The following is a 22,400-nucleotide window of genomic DNA, read 5'->3' as shown; positions in this document are numbered from 1 at the left end:
CGTCGGTTATGTGGAAACGCCGGGCTGTGTGGAAAATCCGGGTGCCGCCAAACGCCGTATCAATCGCGCAGGGCGGCACGCCGCCCCCGGCGCGTGGCAGTCCCGGCGGCGTCCGGTTCGGTCCCTCCCGATGCACCGGGCGCGCTGTCCGCCGCCCGGCGACCGGCGGACCCGCCCGGGTACTGGCCGACGTCGGCCCCAGCGGAGAGCCCGGCAAGCCCGCCATCCCCAACGCCGGCGAGCGCGGGCACGCCGACGTCGGCTGCACCGACGAGCGCGGCCGCGGGGTCTGCGGTACTGCCCTTGATCCCGGTGGCCTTGACGACGAGCACGGCAATGAGGGTGGTGACCGGCACGGCCAGGACCAGTCCCACCGAGCCGACGAGGGTGCGGATGACTTCCTCGGAGAGTTCGGCACTGGTCAGGGCATCCCCGAGCGGGCGCTCGTAGAGCATGACGAGGATCAGGACAGGCAGGGCCGCGCCGGCGTAGGCAAACGCGATCGTGTAGACCGTGGAGGCGATGTGGTCCCGGCCGATCCGCATCGCGGAGGCAAAGAGCTGCCGGGCGCTGGTGTCGGGGGCGAGTTCCCACAGTTCCCAGACCGCGGACGACTGCGTGATGGTGACGTCGTTCAGCACGCCCAGGCCGGAAATGATCAGCCCGCACAGGATGATGCCGGAGATCGAGATGTTGTCGGAAATGTTGGTGAGCGTGGCGGCGTCGTGGCTGCCCACGCCGGCGAGGTTCGCGGCGTCGGTGGCCCAGGCGGCCAGCAGCGACGTAATGGCGAGGCCGAACATGGTCCCCAGCAGCGCCGTCGAGGTCCGGGCGGAGAAACCGTGGGCGAAGTACAGCACCCCGATCATGATCACCGTGGACCCCACCAGTGCCAGGAGCAGCGGCGGCTTTCCTTCGACCAGTCCGGGCAGCATGAAGGAGACGAGTACGACGTAGGCCCCGACGAGTCCGATCAGGGCCCGCAGGCCTCGCCAGCGCGCCACCGCAATCACCACGACGGCGTAGAGCACGGCCAGGAAGATGATCGGTAGCGTCCGGACGAAGTCGACGAAGACGTAGGCGGGTGCGCCCTGGGCTGCGGACGCACCCTGGGCCTGGGAGAGGTTCAGGTAGCGGATGTTGTCTCCGGGTTTCACCCCGTGGGATTTCGCGATGTCAGGGTTGATGACCACTTTCACCGGGTTGCCGCCCTTGTCCGGCTCGGTGTAGGCAAACGTGCATTGTGAGCCCGTCTGCGACGGCTGGACGGCGGCGTCAGCCCCGGATGCGCCCTGCTGGGCAGCGGGGTCGCCGCTTGTCTGCGCATCCGAACAGCTGCCGACGACCACCCGCTGGATCTTGCCGGTATCGAACGTCACGCCCGGGGCCGCCGCATAGGGACTGGCCAGCGTGATGCCCTCTTTGCTCCCCGACGGCCACAGGAAGGCCATGGCCGCCAGGGTCAGCAAAGTCAGCGGGATCAGGATGGCGGCCAGGATCCAGTTTGCCTTCTTCCGTGCCGCCAGCATCCGGGGCGTCGGCTCCGCGTGACCGGCACCGGGGTGCCCGTGGGAGTGGGAATGTCCGGCGCCCATCAGCAGTTCAACCTCATGCCGAAAACTCTACGTCGCGGTCGGCGCCGCTCCGGACAGATGACGCCGCACGCTCCCGGCGGCCTGAGGCCCGGTGCCCGGAGCTCCGGCGCCACGGAGGCGGGCTGGTCAGGCCGGGGTGATGTTCTGGTTTACGTGGAAGAGGTTCTGCGGATCGTACTTGGCTTTGATCTCCCGCAGGCGGCTGTAATTGGGTCCGTAGTTCTCGGCGACCTTGGACATATCATCACCGTCCATGAAATTGATGTAGCCCGCGGTCTCGGAGTAGGGCTGCAGCGCCGCCGCGTAATCCCGTACCCAGGCGATGTTCGCCTCGCTGTCCGCGGGGTCCTCCCAGTGGCAGGCTATAACCGGGGAGAACCTGGCGTTCCGGTTGGGGAAGGCCGTGTCCGTCACTCCCACACGGTGCACAGCGCCGTCAATCGGATAGATGTGCACGGCTGTCTGCAGGCTGGGCACACGTCGGCCAAATTCAAGGTGTGCGTCGATGGCGCCGTCGTTGAGTTCTGTCAGGAAGGCCGCCTTCCAGTAGGCCAAAAGCCCCTTGGGATACATCGGGTCGAACGCCGAGTTCAAGGCCGGATACGGCATCGGCCCCACCATGGATCCGGCCACCGGGGCGACGTCGAGGAATGGTTGCCAGCGGGCCGGCCCTTCGGCGAGGTCGCCCGTCCACATGCCGACCACAATGCAGACCGGCTTCCCGTGCCACTGTTCCGGAAGGAACGGAACCGGGGGTCCCTGATGGAAAGCGAGGAACGCGCCGAACTCTTCAGGGGCTGCCGCCAGGTGCTCGCGGTAGAACTTCGCCACGGTTTCGGCGTGCTCGGCCGGGTAGATGATGATCCCTGCGTGGACCATGTCCACAGGATGCAGGCGGTATTCCAACGAGGTCACGACGCCGAAGTTGCCGCCCCCGCCTCGCAGCGCCCAGAAAAGGTCGTCATTCTCACTTTCGCTCGCAGTGAGGAATTTTCCGTCCGCGGTGACGACGTCGGCCGAGAGGAGGTTATCGCAACTGAGCCCGTGCTTCCGGGAGAGATAGCCAATGCCCCCGCCGAGCGTGAGTCCGGAGACGCCGGTTGAGCCGATGATGCCCCCGGTGGTCGCAAGTCCGAAGGCGTGCGTGGCGTGATTGAAATCGGCCCAGGTTGCGCCGGCCTCGGTCCTCGCCGTCTTGTTCGCCGGATCTATCCGGACGCCGGTGGTGGTGGAGAAGTCGATGACAACAGCGTCATCCCAGGTGCCAAAGCCCGGACCGCTGTGGCCGCCGCCGCGGACGGCCAGATCCAGGGAGTTGTCGCGGGCGAAGTTGACGGCCGACATGACGTCCGCCACCTGGGATACACGGACCACAGCGGCCGGGTGCTTGTCGATCATGCCGTTGTGGACTGCCCGGGCCGCGTCGTAGTCCGCGTCGCCGGGCGTGATGACCTGCCCGCGGACTTGCTCGCGCAGGGTATCGAACTTTGTTCCGTTCATTTTCAGTACCGTCGATTTCGTCGTGAGATTCGACCCGGACGGTTCTCTGCGCTCCCAGCCGGCGTGGCGTCCGGAGGTTTACGTGCACAGGCATACTCCTCCCGCATTCCCCCGTCAAGGGTCCGGCACGAGCCGTACCCATCGCCGGGGGCTCCGGCTCCGAATCCACATCAGGCAGCGATTCCCTTGACGGGCGGAGGCTGCAACCTATGGTTGGTAATTGACGGACGAAGTACGGGAAGGACACGCGTGGCCAAGCGCAAACTAGACGACCGCGAACCGGAGGCGGGCCGTTCCGGACCTGCCGCCAAGGCCGTGCTGTCCATCGCCGAGGCGGCCGGGGAGACCCGCGGAGTCGCCCTGGTCCTGCACGGCGGACGCGCGGACAGCTACGATCCTGTCCGCGGCCGGCACCTGAGCCCGGCCCGGATGCTGCCCTTCGCCCGGGCGCTGAACCGGCAGGGCGGACCGCACGGGCTCGCCGTCTGGACCCTGCGCAACCGGTACAGGGGCTGGAACGGGGAGGACATGTCCCCCGTTCAGGACGCCCGCTGGGCGCTTTCCCGGATCGGCCAGGAACATCCCGGCGTGCCGGTGTACCTGCTGGGCCACTCCATGGGAGGCCTCACGGCACTCTGCGTGGCCGACGATCCGCAGGTGGAGGTCGTCGTCGCCCTCGCCCCGTGGCTCAATCACAAGACGCCGGTCCAACCCGTCGCCGACCGCCGGGTCCTGATCGTGCACGGCACGGAGGACCGCTGGACCAGTCCGTCGAATTCGCTGGACTACGCACGCCGGGCCGACGGAGTCGCCGCCTCTGTTGAGTACGTCTCCCTCACGGGGGCCGGGCATTTCATGTTCCGCCGGGTGGCGCTGTGGAACTCGCTCGCCGATGACTTCATCCTGGACGCCTTCGGGGAAGCCACAGGGGCTGACGTCCCCGGCGCCACGGACGCCCTGCGCAGCCTTCTGCCGGCCGCCGGAACGCGCATGCCGGTGGTGCTGTGATGCAGCCGTTCCCGCTGGATGCCTTCCTCGCCAGCCTGCCGTGGGTCATCGCGGGACTTGCGGTCCTGCTGGCGCTGACCTTCGCCGTTGCCGTGCGGCAGAACCGCCATTCCGTCATCGACACCGTCTGGGGCCTCGGGTTCGTTGTGGTCGCGGCCATCTCCTGGGTACTCTCCGCCGGCCACGGCGACGCCGGCCGCCGGCTGCTGCTTCTGGCCCTGGTTGCGGTGTGGGGCATTCGCCTCGCGGTCCACATCGGTGTGCGTGCACGCGGCGGCCACGAGGACCCGCGCTACGTGGACATGCTCTCCGCCGCACCCGGATCACGCAACGTCTACGCGCTCCGGCGGGTCTACCTGCCCCAGGGCGTGGTGATGTTCTTCGTCTCGCTCACCATCCAGGTCGGCATGTTCGCCACTGGCAGCTTGGGCTGGCTGGCGTTCCTCGGTGTTCTGTTCTGGGTTCTTGGCTTTGTGTTCGAGACGGTCGGGGACTGGCAGCTGACGCAGTTCAAGGCCGATCCCGCCAAGCGCGGCACGGTCCTCAACACCGGTCTGTGGCGCTACACCCGCCACCCGAACTATTTCGGCGACGCCGCGGTCTGGGCGGGCCTCTTCCTCGTGGCCGCCGATTCGTGGCCCGGTGTCCTGACCATCCTCTCCCCCGCCCTGATGATCTGGGCACTGGCGGGCCGCACCGGGAAGCCGCTGACGGAAAAAGCGATGTCTGCACGGCCCGGTTATAAGGAATACATCGAATCCACGTCCGGATTCCTGCCCTTGCCGCCCCGGCGGCGCGCAGGCGGGCACTGATATGGCGGGGGCTGATATGGCCGGCACTGGCGCTGCGGGACTGGCGCGGCGGGCGCCGGCATGGCAGGTGCCCGGACGAGCCGGCGACCGATGAAGTGGAGACCAGGGCCCAGCGACCGCTTCTACCGGTTCATCGTCCGCACCGGTCTGGCCCTGCGCTGGCTGTTCCGGATCCGCGTCCTCGTCACCGGGCGGGAGAACCTGCCCCGGCCCGGACCGCCCACTGAGTCCCCCCAGGCTTCCCGCAGTGCCTCCCGACGCGGCCCGTCCCGCCGGGTGGTGCCCGGCCAGGGCGCGGTCGTCGCGATCACGCACTTCGGCTACCTCGACTTTGCCTTCGCCGAGATGATCCTGTGGTGGCATAACCGTGCCCAGATGCGCTTCCTCGTGACGCAGGGAGCCGCCGACCACTGGTTTGCCGGGCCCGCTGTCAGCGCGGCCGGTCACGTGGTGGTCGGTTACGAATCCGGAGTCCACGCCTACGACGCTGCGGTCGCCCGGCTATTGGCGGGCGAGTACATTGCCATCCTTCCGGAGGCCGGGGTAAGCCGCAGCTTCACCGTGCGCGAGTGCAAGACCGGCGCTGTACGGATGGCCTCCGAAGCCGGTGTGCCGATCATCCCGGTCTCCGTCTGGGGCGCGCACCGGCTGATGACCCGCCACCATGGATTCTCGCCGCGGCGCGCCTGGCGCGCCCCGGTCCGGATCCACGTGGGCGAGCCGATCCTGCCGGGCTCGCTCCCGGACCCGGCCCACGACGCACAGCCGGCCACCGCGCAACTGGCCAGGACCCTCCAGCACGGGATCGACGTCGGCATGGCGGACTTCCCGCTGAGACCGGACCCCGGGGCCTGGTGGATGCCCGCCGCGCTCGGCGGCGGCGCCCCGACCGAGGAGGAACGGCGCCGCCTCGACGCGGCCGACGGGCCGCGGCGCCCCGGTGCACACCGCCGACAAGCATCGTCCCGCAAATAAACCCGTCCCGCAAATAGGCGCGTCCGGCAAATAGGCGCGTCCGGTAGATGGCCCCGTCACGCCGACAGAGCTGCTACCCAAGCTGACAGGCCCGTTAACCGGGCTGACCCGCAGCACGTGTGTCGTTTTCACGGGTCACAACGCGCTGCGGGTCAGTGCTGCGGGTCAGTGCTGCGGGTCAGTTGGCTTGAGTCCTAGGCCGGGTCCGCAACGACGAGCGTTTCGGAGCCCTGGACGTGGGCTTTGCCGGTCTCGAGCAGCGGTTCGACGACGGCGCGCAGGGCGGTCATCGCATCGTCCAGTTCCAGCATTACCGGGTGCTGGTAGGCGATCAGGGCCAGGAGATCGCGCACGGCTGCGCGGGCCTCGTCCTCGCCGAGCTTTGGCTCGTGCCCGAGGAACACCTCAGTAGGCGCAGCGGGCCCGGCAGAACCGGTACCATCGGCGTCGGCTCCGGTGCCTGGAGTGCCCTGCGCGTAGCTGATGGCGAACCCCTCCAGCCGGCCCTTGCGGCTCGCCGCTATGCCGTGCCCGAAGGCACTGGCTTTGGGTGCCCGCAGCACGATCGCGCCATGGGCGCCGCTGAGGTCATCCAGGAACAACCGCTGCACCATGGCAACGCTCAACTCCCCCGGGCTGTCCCAGGTGTGCACGGCCGTGTAGTACCGGCCAACGACGTCGCTGAGCTCCACCGAGCCCGTGGCCAGGTCTTCGACCTGGTCGCTGGCCGCCGACTCGGAACCGTCGCCGAACACCGGCAGTTTCAGCGGCGCCGGGTCCACGATGATCAGGCGGGAGCGCTGGATCGGGGCCATGCCCGCCGCCTCGGCAAACGCCGCCCCGGGCGTGCCCGGCTCCACCTTGCAGCGGAGCTTGGACACTCCCGACGGCGACTTGGCGGCCTCGTGCCGAAGCATGGTCAGCAGTGTGGACCCGATGCCGGCGCGGCGGTGGTCCCGGGCGACCTCGATATACGCCCAGAGCCGTTCCGGGTGCAGCGAGGCCTCGTGGACCACGGCCGCCGCCACGGGAATGGCGACGCCGTCGACGACGTCCTCGGCCACAATGCAGCGGCGCCACGGGGCATTGCCCGAGGGCGCCAGCGTGCCGCGGAACTGCCCGGCCTGCACGGTCTCCGGGCCGCCCCAGATTTCCAGCAGCGCGAGGTCGTCGCCCTCCCGCCATTCCCGGTATTCGATGGCCATGATCAGGCGCCGACCAGCCGCGCGGCCAGGTAGCCCTCCACCTTGTCCAGGGAGACGCGTTCCTGGCTCATGGTGTCGCGTTCGCGAATGGTGACGGCCTGGTCCTCGAGGGTCTCGAAGTCCACGGTGATGCAGAACGGGGTGCCGATCTCGTCCTGGCGGCGGTAGCGGCGGCCGATGGCGCCTGCATCGTCGAACTCGATGTTCCAGCTCTTGCGCAGCTGGGCGGCGAGGTCCTTGGCCTTCGGGGACAGGTCCTCGTTGCGGCTCAGCGGCAGGACGGCTGCCTTCACCGGCGCCAGGCGCGGATCCAGCTTGAGCACCGTGCGGATGTCCACCCCGCCCTTGGCGTTGGGGGCCTCGTCCTCGGTGTAAGCATCGATCATGAAGGCCATGAACGAGCGGGTGAGGCCGGCCGCAGGCTCGATCACGTACGGGGTGTAGCGTTCGTTGGTGGCCTGGTTGAAGTAGCTTAGGTCCGCGCCGGAAGCCTTGGCATGGGTGGAGAGGTCAAAGTCGGTGCGGTTGGCGATGCCTTCGAGCTCGCCCCACTCCGAGCCCTGGAAACCGAAGCGGTATTCGATGTCCGTGGTGCCCTTGGAGTAGTGGCTGAGCTTCTCCAGCGGGTGCTCGAAGAAGCGCAGGTTCTCTTCGCGGATGCCCAGGCCCGTGTACCAGGACATGCGTTCCTTCATCCAGTACTGGTGCCACTGCTCGTCGGTGCCGGGCTCGACGAAGAATTCCATTTCCATCTGCTCGAACTCGCGGGTGCGGAAGATGAAGTTGCCCGGCGTGATCTCGTTGCGGAACGACTTGCCGATCTGGCCGATGCCGAACGGCGGCTTCTTCCGCGAGGTGGTCAGGACGTTGCTGAAGTTCACGAAGATGCCCTGGGCGGTTTCGGGCCGCAGGTAGTGCAGGCCTTCCTCGCTGGCGACGGGGCCGAGGTAGGTCTTGAGCAGGCCGGAGAATTCGTGGGGCTCGGTCCACTGGCCGCGGGTGCCGCAGTTGGCGCAGGCGATGTCCTTGAGGCCGTTTTCGGCAGGACGGCCCTTCTTCTCCTCGTACTCTTCCTCGAGGTGGTCCGCGCGGTAGCGCTTGTGGCAGGACAGGCACTCCACCAGCGGGTCGGAGAAGACCTCGACGTGGCCGGAGGCTTCCCAGACCTGGCGGGGCAGGATGACGGAGGAGTCGAGGCCTACGACGTCTTCGCGGCCGCGGACCACGGACTGCCACCACTGGCGCTTGATGTTTTCCTTGAGCTCGGCGCCGAGGGGCCCGTAATCCCAGGCAGAACGCGAGCCACCATAGATTTCACCGGCCTGGAAAACGAACCCCCGTCGCTTGGCGAGGGAAATGATCTGGTCGAGGACGGATTTTGCTGCCATGGTAACTCCAATTTCTACAGGGCCGCTGGGTGCGGTCCGCGGCGTCAGCCCCGGGTCGCCGGCTGGTTGCCGGACGGGGTCATACGAACAGTGCGATGCAAACTCCAAGCCTACCGGCCCGCTACCGCTTCAGCGCGCCCCGCGGCCAAGGCAGGGTGGCCAGGATGATGGCACCGAGCGTCAGCAGGGTGCCCAGGACGGTGGGCAGCGCGACGACGGTCCCGGGGACCGGGAAAACCAGGTCCAGCCCTAGGGATCCCAGCAGCTGCCCGGCGATCATCCCGAGGCCCGTGACCAGCACGCCCAGGCTGCGGACCAGGAGGGCGCCGACGCCGATGAAGACGCACCCGAGCGGGCCGCCAAGGTAGTACCACCACTGCCCCGGCAGCGGATTGCCGGCACCGGACACGGCGAGCTTGACCAGCCACGCCGCCCACAGCAGGACGGCCCCGGCGATGAAGTTCACGAGGGTCGCGGCGATCGGGGACCCGTAGTGGACGGTGGCGGTGCCGTTCATGGCCTGCTGGAAACTCATCAGGAACCCGGCCAGAAGCGGCAGCAACACGGGAAGAAGCAGTTGCAGCACGGATTCTCCGGCGCTGAACCTCGGCGACACCGCCCACGCGACGGCGGCGACGGTGAGCACGCTGCCGAGCACGCGGATACCGGTGATCGGCCTCTTCCCCGCGGGCCCGATTCCCATCCGGTCCACCAACAGCCCGCTGAGGGTCTGCCCCGTCACGGCGGCCACAGTGAATAGGGCAACGCCGAGCAGCGCCACGGTGAAGGACTGGGCGAAGACGAAGAGCGCCCCGATGCAGCCGGCCAGGACGTAGTAGCGCGGAAACTGCCGTTCGCGCACGGCCGGCAGGATCCGGGCCAGCCCGGCCCGGCCTTTGGGCAGCGCCACGGACATGACGACCATCACCACCAACCCGGTGCTGAAGCTGACGACGGCCGCACCAATGCCGTCGCCGAGCTCCGCCCCGAGCGCGCCGTTGATCCGGCCCTGCAACGGTATGAACAACCCCGCCGCGACGGCCATGGGCAGCCCCGCGATGAGCGGGAGCCGGGGTGTGTGCGTCATTGGTGCCACCTTAGGTCAGGCATCATTGCCTATATGAGCAATCCGGAAATTGAAGACATCACCATCCGCGACACCATGATCCGGCTGGGCCAGCTGCTGAAGCTCGCGAATTTGGTGGAGGACGGTGTAGAGGCCGCGGACCTGATCAAAAACGGGCTGGTCAAGGTCAACGGCGAAATTGACGAGCGCCGCGGGCGGCAGCTTCACGACGGCGACACCGTCACCGTGAACGGCCAGACCGTACGGATCAGCGCGCCCGCAGGATCCTAGCCGGCTTACCCCCGGCCAGCCGTCCGGGCGGCTAGTTCCTGGAGTTGAGGACCGCGTGCGTGAGGAACTCGGAGACGTGGCCGATTTCCTGCTGGTTGATGCCGTGCCACATGCCGGTGTACAAGACCTTGGTGAGCTTCACGTGCTTGCGCACCCAGCCCATGGTGAACTCGATCTTGTCCGGGGTGATCACCGGATCCTGCTGGTCGCGTCCCCAGAACATCGGCACGGTGCCGTCCAGTTCGCCATCGCGGAAGCTGAGGTCGCCGCCGGCGTCGACGGCAAAACCTGAAAGCCCGACGACGGCGGCGAAGTCCGCCGGACGCTGCCGCAGCAGCGTGGTGGCCATAGCCATGCCCATCGAAAATCCGAGCAGCGTCACCGAGGGATGGTCGGCCTTGACGGAGTCGATCCAGTCCTGCACGTACGCCGCGGCGGCCTTGACGGCCTCGAGCGAATAGTCGATGGACGCCGTCAGCGGGAACCAGGTGAAGCCCGGTCCCATGGCGATCGGGGCGCGCACGGAGGCTACCGCGAATTCCTGCGGGAGCAGGTCCGCCAGGCTGAGCAGATCCTGTTCGTTGGCGCCGTAGCCGTGGAGCAGGACAATCAGCGGTTTGCCCGCACGTTCCTGCTCCGGCTTGGACCATTCGACGACAGGGGCGGGGAAGGCATCAGCGTGAGTCATGGAACCATTCTTACAGTTACCCGGCGGTAACAACCTACGGTGGCGTAGCTTGACAGGAAGAGTGCAGGATAAGAAGGTGAGCGAAACCGAAGCCATGGAAAATTCCCCGGAGACGTCGGCGGACACCGTTGTGACCCACCCGTGGACCCGTTACGTGGCCATGGGCGACTCGTTCACGGAAGGCATCGGCGATCCGGAGCCGGCGAGCCCGGGCGGCCACCGGGGCTGGGCCGACAGGGTGGCCGAGGAGCTCAGCCGCGGCCACAACGACTTCGCGTACGCCAACCTGGCCGTCCGCGGCCGGCTCCTGCAGCAGATCGTGGACCAGCAGTTGGCGCACTGCCTGTCGCTCAAACCGGACCTCATCACGCTCTCCGCGGGCGGCAACGACCTCATCCGCCCGGGCGGGGATCCGGACGTGCTGGCCGAAAAGCTGGACTCGGTGGTGCAGATCCTGAGCCTGGGGGGCGCCACCGTGGTCCTTTTCAACGGCCCGGACACAGGCTCCACGGTGCTCGGCCGGATCCGCAGCAAGGTGGCCATCTACAACGAAAACCTGCGCACGATCGCCGCGCGCCACGACGCCGTGATCGCGGACATGTGGTCTCTGCGCCAGCTTAATGATCCGCAGATGTGGGACGTTGACCGGCTGCACTTTTCGCCGTTGGGCCACCATACGATTGCGGCGATGGTCTTGGATTCGCTGAACGTCGAACACACCCTGGAGCCGCTCGCCCCCAAACCGATGCCGCAGCGCAGTTGGCGGGAGGCCCGCAGCGGGGACCTTGTGTGGGCCCGGGAGTATTTTGTTCCGTGGGTGGTGCGTCGGCTGCGGCACCGTTCCTCGGGCGACGGCGTGACGGCCAAGCGGCCCCTGCCGGGGCCGGTGTTCGGGCCAGGCGTACCGCTGGGCTCGGGCGAAGGCCCGCCGGGCACGGAGGACGCGGTACGGTCCTGAGCCTGCGGGGCCTAAGCTGGAGGCACACTCCTCAGGCCCCGCAAGTGAAGAGGCCCAGCAGCTGAAAGGCCCCGTACCGTGAGCAGTATGTTCTTCTGGATCATTGTGTTGTCGTTCCTGATTCCCATGGGAGTGCGCCTCTACCGGAGGTCCGTCCGCGGCCGGAACCAGAACATGCCGGGCCAGTTCGGCGGGTTCCCCGGAAACCAAGGCAACCCGCCAAACCAGAACAACCAGCCGCGGGACGGGTACACGCAGCAGGACTACTTTGGCGGCTTCGGCCAACTGGGCGCGCCGAAGCAGCCCGGAGGAGCCAACCAGCCGTATCCCGGCCAGCAGTACCCGAACCCGCAGAACCCGGGCCAGCCGTATCCGGGCGGGCAGATCCCGGGCCAGCCGTATCCGGGCCCGCGGTTCCCGGACCAGCCGTTCCCGACCGAGCCGTACCCCGGACAGCAGTATCCGGGGCCGGCCGGCTACGGATCGCCCGTTCCCTACGAGGACAGCCCGGAGTACCTAAACCACCCGCCTCAGCCGCAGCGGCACGAACCCGCCCCGGGCGCAGGGCAGCCGCAGGCGCCCCGGACGCCGTCGGCCCCGCAGGGTTACCGGGCCCGCAAGCTCGCCGAGCTGGACCAGCAGTATAGCGACGGCAAGCTGTCCATGGAGGACTACATGTCCCAGCGCGCTGAAATCATGAAGGGCTAGGCACACAAGAAGCTGGCGAAGTCGATATCGGCCGCGTTGACGGTTCCGGCCGTCCGCCCCGGAGCCTTGTGGTGCTGCCAGTACAGATTGGTGTGGGCCACCACGAGTTCCGGCGCCGGCGCGCCATATTCGCTCAGGTCCTCGGTGGTGTGGGCGTCCGCGACCAGCGTGACGTCGTAGCCTCGGGTTATCCCGCCGTGGAGGGTCGAGCGAATGCACTCGTCCGTCTGCGCGCCGGCCATGAAGAAGCGGCCGATGCCGCGCTCTGCCAGCACGGACTCCAGGTCCGTAGCCTCGAAGGCGTCGCTGTACTCCTTGGGCACAAGCGGCTCCGCATCACGCCGCGCGAGCTCGGGCACGTACTGCCAGGCGTCGCTGCCCCGCGGGAGCTCCCCGCCGCCGTGCTGCACCCAGATGACGTCCACGCCGGCGTCGCGTGCCCTCTTCACGAGGGCGGCGATGGTCGCAACGACGTCGTCGCGGCGGTAGGCCCCCGCGACGACGCCGAGCTGCATGTCCACCACGACCAGTGCCGTGTTGGGTCGGTTGACGAGCGTGGTCACAATGCCTCCCGGATCCTGGGCTTGCCTGCCTGCCCACTCTAATCCCCGCGCCCCAAGCACTGCGGAGATCATGAGCAGCGTTAACGCCGGCGGCCCGGATCCGCGCCGTGCGCGAATCCGGGCCGCCGTCCCTTCAACAGGTTTCCCCGGGCCCTGTTTCCCGGGACCGGCGGCTTACCGTTTGCCGGCGGCGAGGAGGTCTGCGGTGCCCTGGGCGTCGGCGGCGTCGACGTCGTGGAGCGAGACGCCGCGGGTCTCCTTGAGGAAGAACACGGCGACGGCGGTGACCGCGCAGGCGATCAGGAGGTAGATGGCCACCGGGACGGAGGACTTGTACTGGCTCAGCAGCGCGACGGCGATGATCGGCGCGAGCGAACCGGCCACGATCGAGGTCACCTGGTAACCGAGGGACACGCCGGAGTACCGCATCCGGGTCGGGAACATCTCGGCCATGATGGCCGGCTGCCCGGCGTACATCAGGGCGTGGAAGAGCAGGCCGATGATGACCGCGGCGAGGATGATCAGATCGTTTCCGGTGTCCATCATCGGGAAGGCGAAGAAGCCCCAGGTCGCACCCAGAACGGCGCCGGCCATGTAGACGGGCTTGCGGCCCACCCTGTCCGAGAGCCGGCCGACCATGGGCACCACGGAGAAGTGGATGAAGTGGGCCACGAGCAGGAGCAGCAGGATCCGGGCGGTGTCGGCATGGACCACCGTCTTGAGGTAGGTGATAGAGAAGGTGACCACGAGGTAGTACAGGATGTTCTCCGCGAAGCGCAGGCCCATCGCGGTGAACACGCCGCGGGGGTAGCGGCGGAAGACCTCGGCAACGCCGTAGCCCTTGTGGCCTGCCTCAACTTCCTTGCGTGCTTCCAGGAAGATCGGGGCGTCGCTGACCTTGGTGCGGATGTAGTAGCCGATGAGGACGATCACGGCGGAGAGCCAGAAGGCGACCCGCCAGCCCCAGCTAAGGAAGTCCGCCGAAGACAGCACGGAGGACAGGATGAACAGCACCGCGGTGGCGAAGAGGTTGCCGAGCGGAACAGCGGACTGCGGCCAGCTGGCCCAGAAGCCGCGGGACTTGCTGGGGCTATGCTCAGCGACGAGCAGGACGGCGCCGCCCCATTCCCCGCCGACCGCGAAGCCCTGGGCGAAGCGCAGGAAGACCAGCAGCGCCGGGGCCCAGTAGCCGATCTGCGCGAAGGTGGGCAGGCAGCCCATCAGGAACGTGGACACGCCCACCAGGATGATGCTGAGCTGGAGCAGCTGCTTGCGGCCGAACTTGTCGCCGAAGTGGCCGAAGACCATCCCGCCGATCGGGCGGGCAACGAAGCCGACGGCGTACGTGAGGAACGCCGCGAGGATTCCGTCCAGTTCGGTCTGCGAATTCGGGAAGAAGGCCTTGCCGAAGACCAGCGTGGCCGCGGATGCGTAGAGGAAGAATTCGTACCATTCCACCACGGTGCCGGCCATGGAGGCCGCCACCACCTTCTTCAGGCCGGACGTCTTGACGTCGGGCTCGCCTGCGCGCGTCGCAGCAGCGTTTTCCGTGCTCATGAGAACTCCTTCGGTGTCGCCCTCGACACCCTGTGGACCATTGGGCTGAGATGTTGTGTGAGTTAGCACACACAGCGTTATTCTCAACGAGTATGGGTCCCGGTGCCGTGAGCCACAACGACCATTCGTGCAGAGAGCATCTGCAAAAATGCACAGCCATGAGCGGCTGCTAGGCGAAGAAATTGCTCCGCAACTGGCCGCTGAGCTGCCCGATTTCGGTGAGGAAGCCGTCGTGGCCGATCGGCGCCTCGATGATGTGCAGCTCGGGGCCCCCCGGCAGAGCCTCGGCCAGTGCACGGGACTGGGCGGGGAAGTACAGGCGGTCCGAGTCCACGGCCGCCACCAGGAACTCGGCCGTGGCCGGGGCCAGGGAGTCCCGGAGGCTTCCGCGCCCGCGGCAGACGTCGTGGCTCATGAGCGCCTCGGTGATGGCGATGTAGCTGTTGGCATCAAAACGCCGGACCAGCTTGTTGCCCTGGTGGTCCAGATAGCTTTCGACTTGATAGCGTCCGCGCCCGGCCAGCGATCCGGCCGCCAGGGGCGCCTCGGACTCCTGGGCGTTCCGGCCGAACCGGCCGTCGAGCTCGGCCGCAGAGCGGTAGGTGATGTGCGCGATCCGGCGGGCGAGGGCGAGCCCCGCTTCGGGTTCCGGGCCGCCGTAGTAGTCCCCGCCGTTGAAGTTCGGGTCCTGGCGGATGGCCAGGGTCTGGGCCTGCGCGAAGGCAATCTGTTCGGCGGTGCTGCTGGCGCCGACGGAAATCACGGCGCAGCGGCGGACCCGCGAGGGGTAGGTCACGGCCCACTCAAGGGCGCGCGCGCCGCCGAGCGAACCGCCCAGCACGGCGTACCAGCTGTCGATGCCCAGGGCATCGGCCAGCCGCGCCTCGGCGGCGGTCGTGTCCCGGAGTGTCACGAGCGGGAACCTCGATCCCCAGGGGCGGCCGTCAGGGGCCGGCGTGGAGGGTCCCGTGGAGCCGTAGCAGCCGCCCAGGATGTTTATCGATACGACGAAGTACTTGTCCGTGTCCACGGGGGCCCCGGGTCCGGCCAATTGTTCCCACCAGCCGGGTTCCTCGCTGGCGCCGCGGGTCACATGGGTGTCGCCGGTCAGGGCATGTTCAATGAGGACGGCGTTGGAGGCATCGGCATTCAGGGTCCCCCACGTCTCATAGCCGAGGACCACGTCCGGCAGCTGGACCCCGGATTCGAGCTGCAGGTCCCCGATCCCGAGGTACTGGACGGTCCCGTCCGGTACCCTGGCCGCTTGGGCGGCGGGGCTGGCGGAAACGGAGTTCCGGGTTGGTTTGGTTTCGGGTTCACCGCTGCGGGTGACGGCAATCGTCATATGAGGACCTAACTTCGCGCTTGCCTGCCGTCAGCTGACCGGCAGGCCAGGTCTTCACCCGGGGCACCCCGCCGCAAATGGAGGGTTGCCGGCCAGCAAGCCGGGGCTGTCGCTGGCACTCATGACCTTGTATGAGTGTACGAAACAGCGTGCGGAAATGACGAAGATTGTGACTTCCGTGTGACAGCCGGCGGCCGGCACTCCCCGTCCGCGGGAGGCCGGCCGCCGGTTGTCCGGTGGAGCTACGCGCTCTTGGCCGCGCGGAATCCGGCGTCGAGGTCCGCGAGGATGTCGTCAATGTGTTCCAGTCCGACCGAGAGCCGCACCAGGCCGGGGTTCACGCCCGCCACGGCCTGCTGCTCGGTCGAGAGCTGGCTGTGCGTGGTCGACGCCGGGTGGATCACGAGGGAGCGGACGTCACCGATGTTGGCGACGTGCGAGTGCAGCTCGAGGGCATCGACGAAGCGTTTGCCTGCCTCCGCTCCCCCGGCGATGTTGAACGCGACGACGGCGCCGGTCCCCTTGGGCCCGTACTTGCGCCCGCGCTCGTACCAGGGGCTGGACGGCAGCCCGGCGTAGGCGACGGATTCGACGTCGTCCCGAGCCTCCAGCCATTCGGCCACCTTGGTGGCGTTGGCCACGTGGCGTTCAACCCGCAGGCTAAGGGTCTCGATACCCTGGGCGATGAGGAAGGCGTTGAACGGGGACACGGCGGAGCCGAGGTCGCGCAGGAGCTGGACCCGGGCCTTGAGGATGTAGGAGAGGTTGGCCCCGAGCGCGCCGCCGGCGCCGAGGTCGCGGGCGTAGACCAGTCCGTTGTAGGTGGGGTCCGGGGTGTTGAAGCCGGGGAACCGCTCGGGGTCCTTGCCGAAGTCGAACTTGCCCGAATCCACGATCACGCCGGCGATCGCGGCGCCGTGGCCGCCGAGGTACTTGGTGGCGGAATGGACCACGATGTCCGCGCCCCACTCGATCGGCCGGATGAGGTAGGGGGTGGACAGGGTGTTGTCGACAATCAGGGGCACGCCGGCCTCGTGGGCCGCCTTGGACACGCCCTCGATGTCCAGCACGTCCTGGCGGGGGTTGGAGACCACTTCGCCGAAGAACAGCTTCGTGTTGGGCCGGACGGCCTCGCGCCACTGGTCCAGGTTGTCGGGGTCCGCGACGAAGGTCACGGAGATGCCGAACTTCTTCAGCGTGTGGGCGAGCAGGTTGTAGGTGCCGCCGTAGAGACTGGGGCTGGCGACCACGTGGTCGCCGGCCTCGGCGATGTTGAGGATCGCGAAGGTCTCGGCGGCCTGGCCGGAGCTGAGCAGCAGGGCAGCGAGGCCGCCTTCGAGGCTGGCCACGCGCTGTTCCACCGCGTCCTGCGTGGGGTTGCCGATCCGGGTGTAGATGGGGGCAAGTTCGGCGAGGGCGAAGCGGTTCGCGGCACTTTCGGCGCTTGGGAACACGAACGACGTCGTCTGGTAGATCGGGAGGGACCGGGCGCCGGTGGCGGAGTCCGGCTCCTGGCCGGCGTGGATCTGGCGGGTTTCGAAGGACCAGGCAGTGGACATTGTTGCTCCTGTCGGGACTGGGCACAGCACCGCCCGGGGCCATCGGCCCGGGCCGGCACGGGCGCCGCGCTTGCCCTCCGGCGGGCGCCGGACGGCCAGGTCTTCACCCGGGGCACCCCACCGCGATACGAGGGTTGCCGGCCAGCAAGCCGGGGCTGTGCGCTGGCACTCATGACCTTGCTTCAGTCTAGGAATGGCGGCAGGCCGCTGGATAGCTTTATGACGAACATGACGACGACGGGCACGCTGGCCTGCAAACATCCCATGACGGTAAGGCAAGCCTAAGCTGAGAGGTCCATCACAAAGTGCCAAGATGAGGGCATGCGCATGGATCACGTTTCTTACGCCTGTGAACACGATGGCTTGGCAGCCACCACTGAACGTATTGCGTCTGCCCTCGGCGTCGAAGCCGTGAAGGGTGGAGTGCACCCCCGTTTCGGGACACGCAACATGATTATCCCGCTAGCGGGACACAAGTATGTAGAGGTCGTGGAGGTCCTGAACCACCCGGCATCGGACAAGGCCCCCTTCGGCCAGGCAGTCCGGGCACGCTCCGAGGCCGGCGGCGGCTGGATGGGCTGGTGCGTCGAGGTTGACGACCTCGGCCCGTTCGAGGAGCGGCTGGGCCGCGCCGCCGTGAACGGCAACCGGAAGTTCCCCGACGGCCGCGAACTGGTCTGGAAGCAGATCGGCATCCTGGGCCTCATCGCCGACCCGCAGGTGCCCTACATGCTCAAGTGGGAGGGCGACCCGGAGCTTCACCCCTCCAACGCCTACGCAAGCGACGTCAAGATGTCCGCGCTGACCATTGCCGGTTCGGCAGAGCGCGTCACGGAATGGCTTGGCGAGCCCGTGGAAAAGCCTCTGGAAGACGTGGCCGTGAACTGGCTCGCGCCGCACGGAACGCCCGGAATCCTCTCCGTCACCTTCGAGACCGCCTCCGGGGCCGTCACGATCTAACGCTCCGCCTGCCCCACACTTCGGCCGCCATCCCGCGGGTGCCAATGATGTCACCCGCGAGATGGCGGCCGATACTATTTTAAGGGCGCCTGCGGCTGTCCGGCCCGGGCGGAGGCCCGTCTGCCCGGGGCCGTCAGCCCAGGCCCACGGCCTTGCCGAACAGGCTGAATCCCACGAACGCCACGGTATCCAGGATGGCGTGGGCGATCACGAGGGGCATCACGCGCTTGGTGCGGGTGTAGACCAGGGCGAAGACCACGCCCATCACCGCGTTGCCGATGAACGGCCCGAACCCCTGGTACAGGTGGTAGCTGCCGCGAAGGAGGGCGCTGGCGGCGATGGCCGCCGGCGTGCTCCAGCCCAGCTTCCCGAGCCGGTCCAGGAGATAGCCCACCACAATCACTTCCTCCACGATCCCGTGCCGGATCGCGGACAGGACCAGCACCGGCACCGTCCACCAGTAGGCGTCCAGGGCGCTGGGGATGATCGCCGTCGTGATCCCCAGCGCCCGGCCGGCGGCGTAGAGCGCCAGGGACGGGATCCCGATGGCGGCGGCGAGTCCCAGTCCCTGCAGGAGGTCCTTGCCGGGACGGGCGAAGTTGAAGCCGATCCTCCGGAACGCCGAGGTGCCGTGTTCTCCGGCCGGCCAGCGCTCGGTGAGGAAGTAGATCACCAGGGCCACCGGGACCAGGGCGAAGAGGATGTCCAGTAGCTGGTAGGTGAGGTCGAAGTATTCGCGCGTGCTCTGCGAACGGTTCAGCGTCGACGTGCCCTGGGCCAGCGGCGCCGTGGTCATCTTGTCCAGCAGCTGCACCACGGAGTACACCGCGGACTGCCCCAGCGACAGTCCCAGGACAATCAACACTTCGAACCGCAGCCGACGGCGGGAGGGAACCAACATGTTCCTATCTTGCCTGCCGTTGCCGATAGTTTGCTGGTGCCCCACCTGTTGCCCGGGCGGTGGCGGCCGTGCGGGGTTTTGCCTGCGGCACCCGCTTCCGGGAGCCCTATGCTTGGGGTTTATGAGTGCGCCCCGGAAAATCATCATGATCCGGCACGGCCAGTCCGCCGCCAATGCCGACACCTCGATCTACAACCGTGTTCCGGACTACCGGATTCCGCTGACGCCGCTGGGGCTGGAGCAGGCGACGGCGGCCGGTGAGGAGATCCGGCGCCAACTGGACGGCCGCCCGGTGTGCGTCTATGTTTCCCCGTACTTGCGTGCCTACCAGACCCTCGAGGCGCTCAACCTCGGCCCGCTCGTGGAACGGGTGATCGAGGAACCGCGGCTGCGGGAGCAGGACTGGGCCAACTTTCAGATCGCCGGCGACATCGAGGACCAAAAGGAGCTCCGCAACGCCTACGGCCACTTCTTCTACCGCTTCCGCGAGGGCGAGTCCGGCTCCGATGTGTATGACCGGATTTCCTCCTTCATGGAGACCCTCTACCGGCACTGGTCAAAGCCCAGCTATGCCCCGAACGCGCTGTTCGTGACCCACGGGCTGACCATGCGCCTCTTCTGCATGCGCTGGTTCCACTGGTCGGTGGAGTACTTCGAATCCCTGAACAACCCGGAGAACGCCGAGGTCCGCACCCTGCTGCGCACCGCGCGGGGCAAGTACGAGCTCGACAAGCCGTTCACGCAGTGGGAAAAGAGGCGCGTGGACGAGACCGTCCTGGACGCCCCGCCGATGTTCTTCTAGCCGTTCTTCTAGACGGTCCGGCCCGGACTACCGCACTGCCTGGGCGACCCCTGCGCGCCACACGGCGCGGGTGAGCGGAATGCCGGGCCGGTAGGCCAGGTGCGTGGCCGAGGGCGCGTTGAGCAGGTGCAGGTCCGCCCGGTGTCCGACGGCGATCGAGCCCACGGCGCGTTCGCCGTCGACGTCGTTCCCGGACTCCCGCCCCAGGGCCAGCGCGCCGCCGTAGGTTGCCGCGCGCACCGCCTCGTGGACGCTGAGCCGCATCTGCAGCACGGCAGTGGTGACACAGAACGCCATCGAGCTCGTGTAGGACGTACCCGGGTTGCAGTTGGAGGCCAACGCGAGCTGCACGCCGGCGTCGAGCAGTTCCCTTCCGGGGGCCAGCGGCTGCCGGGTGGATAGGTCGCAGGCCGGCAGGCACGTCGCGACGGTGCCGCGCTGTCCCTTCCCCTGGGCGCCGGTGACCTGAGAACCGGTGCCGCCGGCGTCCTGCCAGCCGGACCAGCTGCCGGCGAGGGCGTCGATGTCCGCGGCCGAAAGGTAGTTCACGTGGTCCACGCTCGCGGCGCCGAATTCCACGGCCAGCCGGACGCCCGGGCCTTCGCCGAGCTGGTTGCCGTGGACCCGCAGTCCCAGCCCGGCGTCCTTGCAGGCCTGCAGCACCCGGCGGGACTGGTCCTCGTTGAAGGCGCCCTGCTCGCAAAACACATCGGCCCAGCGTACGTAGGGCAGAACCGCGGCGAGCATCGGCCCGCAGACCAGCTCCGTGTAGTCCTCGGCGTCCATGCCGGCGGGCACGAGGTGCGCTCCGAGGTAGGTGACCTCGTCCGCGACCGTGGAGGCGATCCGGGCGCTGCGGGCCTCGTTCTCGACGTCCAGGCCGTAGCCCGTTTTGGTCTCGAGGTAGGTGGTGCCCTGAGAGACGGCTTCCGCGATGCGGCCCATCGCCAGCCGGGTGAGCTCGAAGTCGCTAGTGCTCCGGGTGGCGCCGGTGGTCACGGCGATCCCGCCGGCGCTGTAGCTCTCCCCTGCCATCCGGGCCTCGAATTCGGCCGTGCGGTCCCCCGCGAAAATCAGGTGGGTGTGGGAATCGACCCAGCCCGGCAGGAGCGCCCGGCCGCCGGCGTCCACGGCTTCGTCCGCCGCCGGCGCGCCGGCCGCGGGACCCAGCCAGGATATCCGCTCCCCCTCGATCACCACCGCCGCGTCGCGGAGGACGCGGTGTTCCGCGTCCTGGGTCATGAGTTCGGCGATGTTGGTGATCAGGGTGCTCATGGATCCATTCTTCAGCGCCGGATGGACCAGCGGGTCGCGGCCAGCGCCTCCGCTGTCCGGGATGCCGGACTGGTCTCCGCGGCCGTGCCTGCGGCCGTGCCGGAAGCGGTGGCACCCTGCCCGGCCAGGATCAGCCCGGCGGCCAGTTCCGCGATCGCCGAGGACGTCTGGAAGCCGTAGCCGCCCTGCCCGGCGAGCCAGAAGAATCCGGTGGCCTCGGCGTCGAATCCCACCACCGGGACACCGTCCGCGGCTTCGGTCCGCAGACCGGTCCAGGCTTTGCTGACGCCGCGGATCCCGAGCGTCGTGATCGTGTTGAGCCGGGCGACGAGACCTTCGATGTCGCCGGGGTAGGGCCGGGCGTCTTCGGCTCCGCTCGGGACGTGTTCCGCGGGCGAGATCAGGACCTGGCCGTCGTCGGGCCGGAAATAGAAGCTGTCATCGGCCGCCGCCACCATGGGGCAGGTTGCCGGGAGGGGATGCCCGACGTCGACGATCGCGGCGGTGCGGCGGTACGGCTGGAGGCCGAGCTTCTCGACGCCGCTGAGGACCGCGAGCTCGTCCGCCCAGGCGCCGGCCGCATTGACAACGACGGCGGCCTCGAAGCCTTCCTGTCCGGCGCCGAGTTCCCAGCCGGTGCCCAGGCGCTGAGCCGAATGGACCCTGGCCCCGGTGATGATGTCCACGCCGCCGGCTTCGGCCCGCCGACGGTGGTCCTCGAGCAGTATCGGGGCGTTGCAGGCGAAGGATCCGGTGTCCAGGCCGGCGGCGCTGAAGGATTCCGGAACCAGGACAGGGCACAGTTCCAGCGCCTCGGCATGGGTGATCCGGTGCATGTGGCCGCTGGCTTCGGCCCGGACGGTGGCGTCGTCGCCGATCAGCATGAAGCCGCGCGGCGTGAGCACCGGTGCCGGACGTTCGAGGTCGCCGGCGGCGATCAGCTCCAGCGTCCGGACCGTGAGTTCCTGGACGACGGGCGGGCCGTAGCTGGGGATCAGCTGCCGGGCCGAGCGGGCCGAGGTGTGGTACGCCAGGGTCTGCTCGGCCTCCACCAGGGCCACGCTGCAGCGCCCGGCCAAGGCGGAGGCAAGGGACAGGCCGGCGATGCCTCCGCCGACAATCACGACATCGTAAGTTGCTGACATGGTCCCATCCTTGCAGACGGAGCCGCGGCACGGGGAGAGACTCGGGTTACGGCACGGGGTGCGGCGCAGTCAGGGGCGCCGCACCCCGTAGCCCGTTTT

21 protein-coding genes and 2 riboswitches are annotated in these 22,400 nt (G+C 68.2%); of the genes, 8 read left to right on the top strand and 13 right to left on the bottom strand.

Features of this window, described 5'->3' with window-relative positions; translation table 11 throughout:
* Positions 1-59: 59 nt before the first annotated feature.
* Together BLR03_RS03705 and BLR03_RS03700 are read right to left on the bottom strand one after the other, a co-directional pair.
* Positions 60-1,595, bottom strand: coding sequence for a YibE/F family protein (locus BLR03_RS03705; protein ID WP_254788142.1), 1,536 nt, complete (start codon positions 1,593-1,595; stop codon positions 60-62).
* Positions 1,596-1,721: 126 nt separating this feature from the next.
* Complete coding sequence (locus BLR03_RS03700; protein ID WP_091249590.1) at positions 1,722-3,095, bottom strand: FAD-binding oxidoreductase; 1,374 nt, start codon at positions 3,093-3,095, stop codon at positions 1,722-1,724.
* Between the two features lie 249 nt (positions 3,096-3,344).
* Here BLR03_RS03700 and BLR03_RS03695 point away from each other — a divergent pair, with 249 nt between their 5' ends.
* The 3 genes from BLR03_RS03695 to BLR03_RS03685 all read left to right on the top strand — a co-directional run bounded on the left by BLR03_RS03695 (position 3,345) and on the right by BLR03_RS03685 (position 5,890).
* The gene (locus tag BLR03_RS03695) at positions 3,345-4,103 is read left to right on the top strand and encodes an alpha/beta hydrolase (protein WP_254788141.1); all 759 of its coding nucleotides are present in this window, start codon (positions 3,345-3,347) and stop codon (positions 4,101-4,103) included.
* Positions 4,103-4,915 carry a DUF1295 domain-containing protein gene (locus BLR03_RS03690; protein WP_091249587.1) on the top strand — a complete coding sequence of 271 codons (813 nt, stop codon included), beginning with the start codon at positions 4,103-4,105 and terminating at the stop codon, positions 4,913-4,915. The genes BLR03_RS03695 and BLR03_RS03690 overlap by 1 nt, the downstream gene beginning before the upstream one ends.
* 90 nt (positions 4,916-5,005) lie before the next feature.
* On the top strand, positions 5,006-5,890 hold the full coding sequence (locus tag BLR03_RS03685) for a lysophospholipid acyltransferase family protein (protein WP_091249584.1): 885 nt from the start codon (positions 5,006-5,008) through the stop codon (positions 5,888-5,890).
* 194 nt (positions 5,891-6,084) lie between these two features.
* On the opposite strand, the gene BLR03_RS03680 is transcribed toward BLR03_RS03685, so the two are convergent.
* The 3 genes from BLR03_RS03680 to BLR03_RS03670 form a co-directional block, all read right to left on the bottom strand.
* Positions 6,085-7,095 (bottom strand): GNAT family N-acetyltransferase, encoded by a 1,011-nt coding sequence (locus BLR03_RS03680; RefSeq protein WP_091249581.1) that lies wholly within the window; start codon positions 7,093-7,095, stop codon positions 6,085-6,087.
* Between the two features lie 2 nt (positions 7,096-7,097).
* A complete protein-coding gene (locus BLR03_RS03675; RefSeq protein ID WP_091249571.1) occupies positions 7,098-8,483 on the bottom strand; it encodes a glycine--tRNA ligase in 1,386 nt (461 codons plus the stop codon).
* A gap of 121 nt (positions 8,484-8,604) precedes the next feature.
* Positions 8,605-9,570, bottom strand: coding sequence for a DMT family transporter (locus BLR03_RS03670; protein ID WP_091249569.1), 966 nt, complete (start codon positions 9,568-9,570; stop codon positions 8,605-8,607).
* 33 nt (positions 9,571-9,603) lie between these two features.
* Between BLR03_RS03670 and BLR03_RS03665 the strand changes: the two genes are divergently transcribed.
* A complete protein-coding gene (locus tag BLR03_RS03665) occupies positions 9,604-9,840 on the top strand; it encodes an RNA-binding S4 domain-containing protein (protein WP_091249566.1) in 237 nt (78 codons plus the stop codon).
* Between the two features lie 31 nt (positions 9,841-9,871).
* On the opposite strand, the gene BLR03_RS03660 is transcribed toward BLR03_RS03665, so the two are convergent.
* Positions 9,872-10,528 (bottom strand): alpha/beta hydrolase, encoded by a 657-nt coding sequence (locus tag BLR03_RS03660; protein ID WP_091249564.1) that lies wholly within the window; start codon positions 10,526-10,528, stop codon positions 9,872-9,874.
* 94 nt (positions 10,529-10,622) lie between these two features.
* Here BLR03_RS03660 and BLR03_RS03655 point away from each other — a divergent pair, with 94 nt between their 5' ends.
* Positions 10,623-11,486, top strand: a complete 864-nt coding sequence (locus BLR03_RS03655) for an SGNH/GDSL hydrolase family protein (protein WP_091249998.1) — start codon at positions 10,623-10,625, stop codon at positions 11,484-11,486.
* An 87-nt stretch (positions 11,487-11,573) separates the two neighbouring features.
* Positions 11,574-12,194, top strand: a complete 621-nt coding sequence (locus BLR03_RS03650; RefSeq protein WP_254788155.1) for a hypothetical protein — start codon at positions 11,574-11,576, stop codon at positions 12,192-12,194.
* Here BLR03_RS03650 and BLR03_RS03645 read toward each other — a convergent pair.
* From BLR03_RS03645 to BLR03_RS03630, 4 genes are all read right to left on the bottom strand, one after another.
* Complete coding sequence (locus BLR03_RS03645) at positions 12,191-12,757, bottom strand: isochorismatase family protein (protein ID WP_091249559.1); 567 nt, start codon at positions 12,755-12,757, stop codon at positions 12,191-12,193. The genes BLR03_RS03650 and BLR03_RS03645 overlap by 4 nt on opposite strands.
* A 174-nt stretch (positions 12,758-12,931) precedes the next feature.
* Positions 12,932-14,314, bottom strand: coding sequence for an MFS transporter (locus tag BLR03_RS03640; protein WP_091249557.1), 1,383 nt, complete (start codon positions 14,312-14,314; stop codon positions 12,932-12,934).
* Positions 14,315-14,483: 169 nt separating this feature from the next.
* A complete protein-coding gene (locus BLR03_RS03635) occupies positions 14,484-15,659 on the bottom strand; it encodes a homoserine O-acetyltransferase MetX (RefSeq protein WP_091249555.1) in 1,176 nt (391 codons plus the stop codon).
* Positions 15,660-15,670: 11 nt separating this feature from the next.
* Positions 15,671-15,786: riboswitch (SAM riboswitch) on the bottom strand.
* Between the two features lie 115 nt (positions 15,787-15,901).
* Positions 15,902-17,218, bottom strand: a complete 1,317-nt coding sequence (locus BLR03_RS03630; RefSeq protein WP_091249552.1) for a bifunctional o-acetylhomoserine/o-acetylserine sulfhydrylase — start codon at positions 17,216-17,218, stop codon at positions 15,902-15,904.
* Positions 17,219-17,279: 61 nt separating this feature from the next.
* A riboswitch (SAM riboswitch) is annotated at positions 17,280-17,395 on the bottom strand.
* Positions 17,396-17,539: 144 nt separating this feature from the next.
* Between BLR03_RS03630 and BLR03_RS03625 the strand changes: the two genes are divergently transcribed.
* A complete protein-coding gene (locus BLR03_RS03625) occupies positions 17,540-18,178 on the top strand; it encodes a VOC family protein (protein WP_091249549.1) in 639 nt (212 codons plus the stop codon).
* A 133-nt stretch (positions 18,179-18,311) separates the two neighbouring features.
* Here the strand turns inward: BLR03_RS03625 and BLR03_RS03620 are convergent, their stop codons facing one another.
* Positions 18,312-19,079 carry a CPBP family intramembrane glutamic endopeptidase gene (locus BLR03_RS03620; protein WP_091249547.1) on the bottom strand — a complete coding sequence of 256 codons (768 nt, stop codon included), beginning with the start codon at positions 19,077-19,079 and terminating at the stop codon, positions 18,312-18,314.
* A gap of 121 nt (positions 19,080-19,200) precedes the next feature.
* On the opposite strand from BLR03_RS03620, the gene BLR03_RS03615 reads away from it, so the two are divergent.
* Positions 19,201-19,881, top strand: coding sequence for a histidine phosphatase family protein (locus BLR03_RS03615; protein WP_091249544.1), 681 nt, complete (start codon positions 19,201-19,203; stop codon positions 19,879-19,881).
* A 27-nt stretch (positions 19,882-19,908) separates the two neighbouring features.
* On the opposite strand, the gene BLR03_RS03610 is transcribed toward BLR03_RS03615, so the two are convergent.
* Together BLR03_RS03610 and BLR03_RS03605 are read right to left on the bottom strand one after the other, a co-directional pair.
* Positions 19,909-21,156 (bottom strand): amidohydrolase family protein, encoded by a 1,248-nt coding sequence (locus BLR03_RS03610; RefSeq protein ID WP_091249541.1) that lies wholly within the window; start codon positions 21,154-21,156, stop codon positions 19,909-19,911.
* A gap of 11 nt (positions 21,157-21,167) precedes the next feature.
* Complete coding sequence (locus BLR03_RS03605; RefSeq protein ID WP_091249539.1) at positions 21,168-22,301, bottom strand: NAD(P)/FAD-dependent oxidoreductase; 1,134 nt, start codon at positions 22,299-22,301, stop codon at positions 21,168-21,170.
* Positions 22,302-22,400: the final 99 nt, after the last annotated feature.

The sequence above is a fragment of the Arthrobacter sp. ok909 genome, assembly GCF_900104405.1.
In the GTDB taxonomy this organism is placed as follows: Bacteria; Actinomycetota; Actinomycetes; order Actinomycetales; family Micrococcaceae; genus Arthrobacter; species Arthrobacter humicola.
This window is presented reverse-complemented; position numbering and strand designations above follow the sequence as displayed.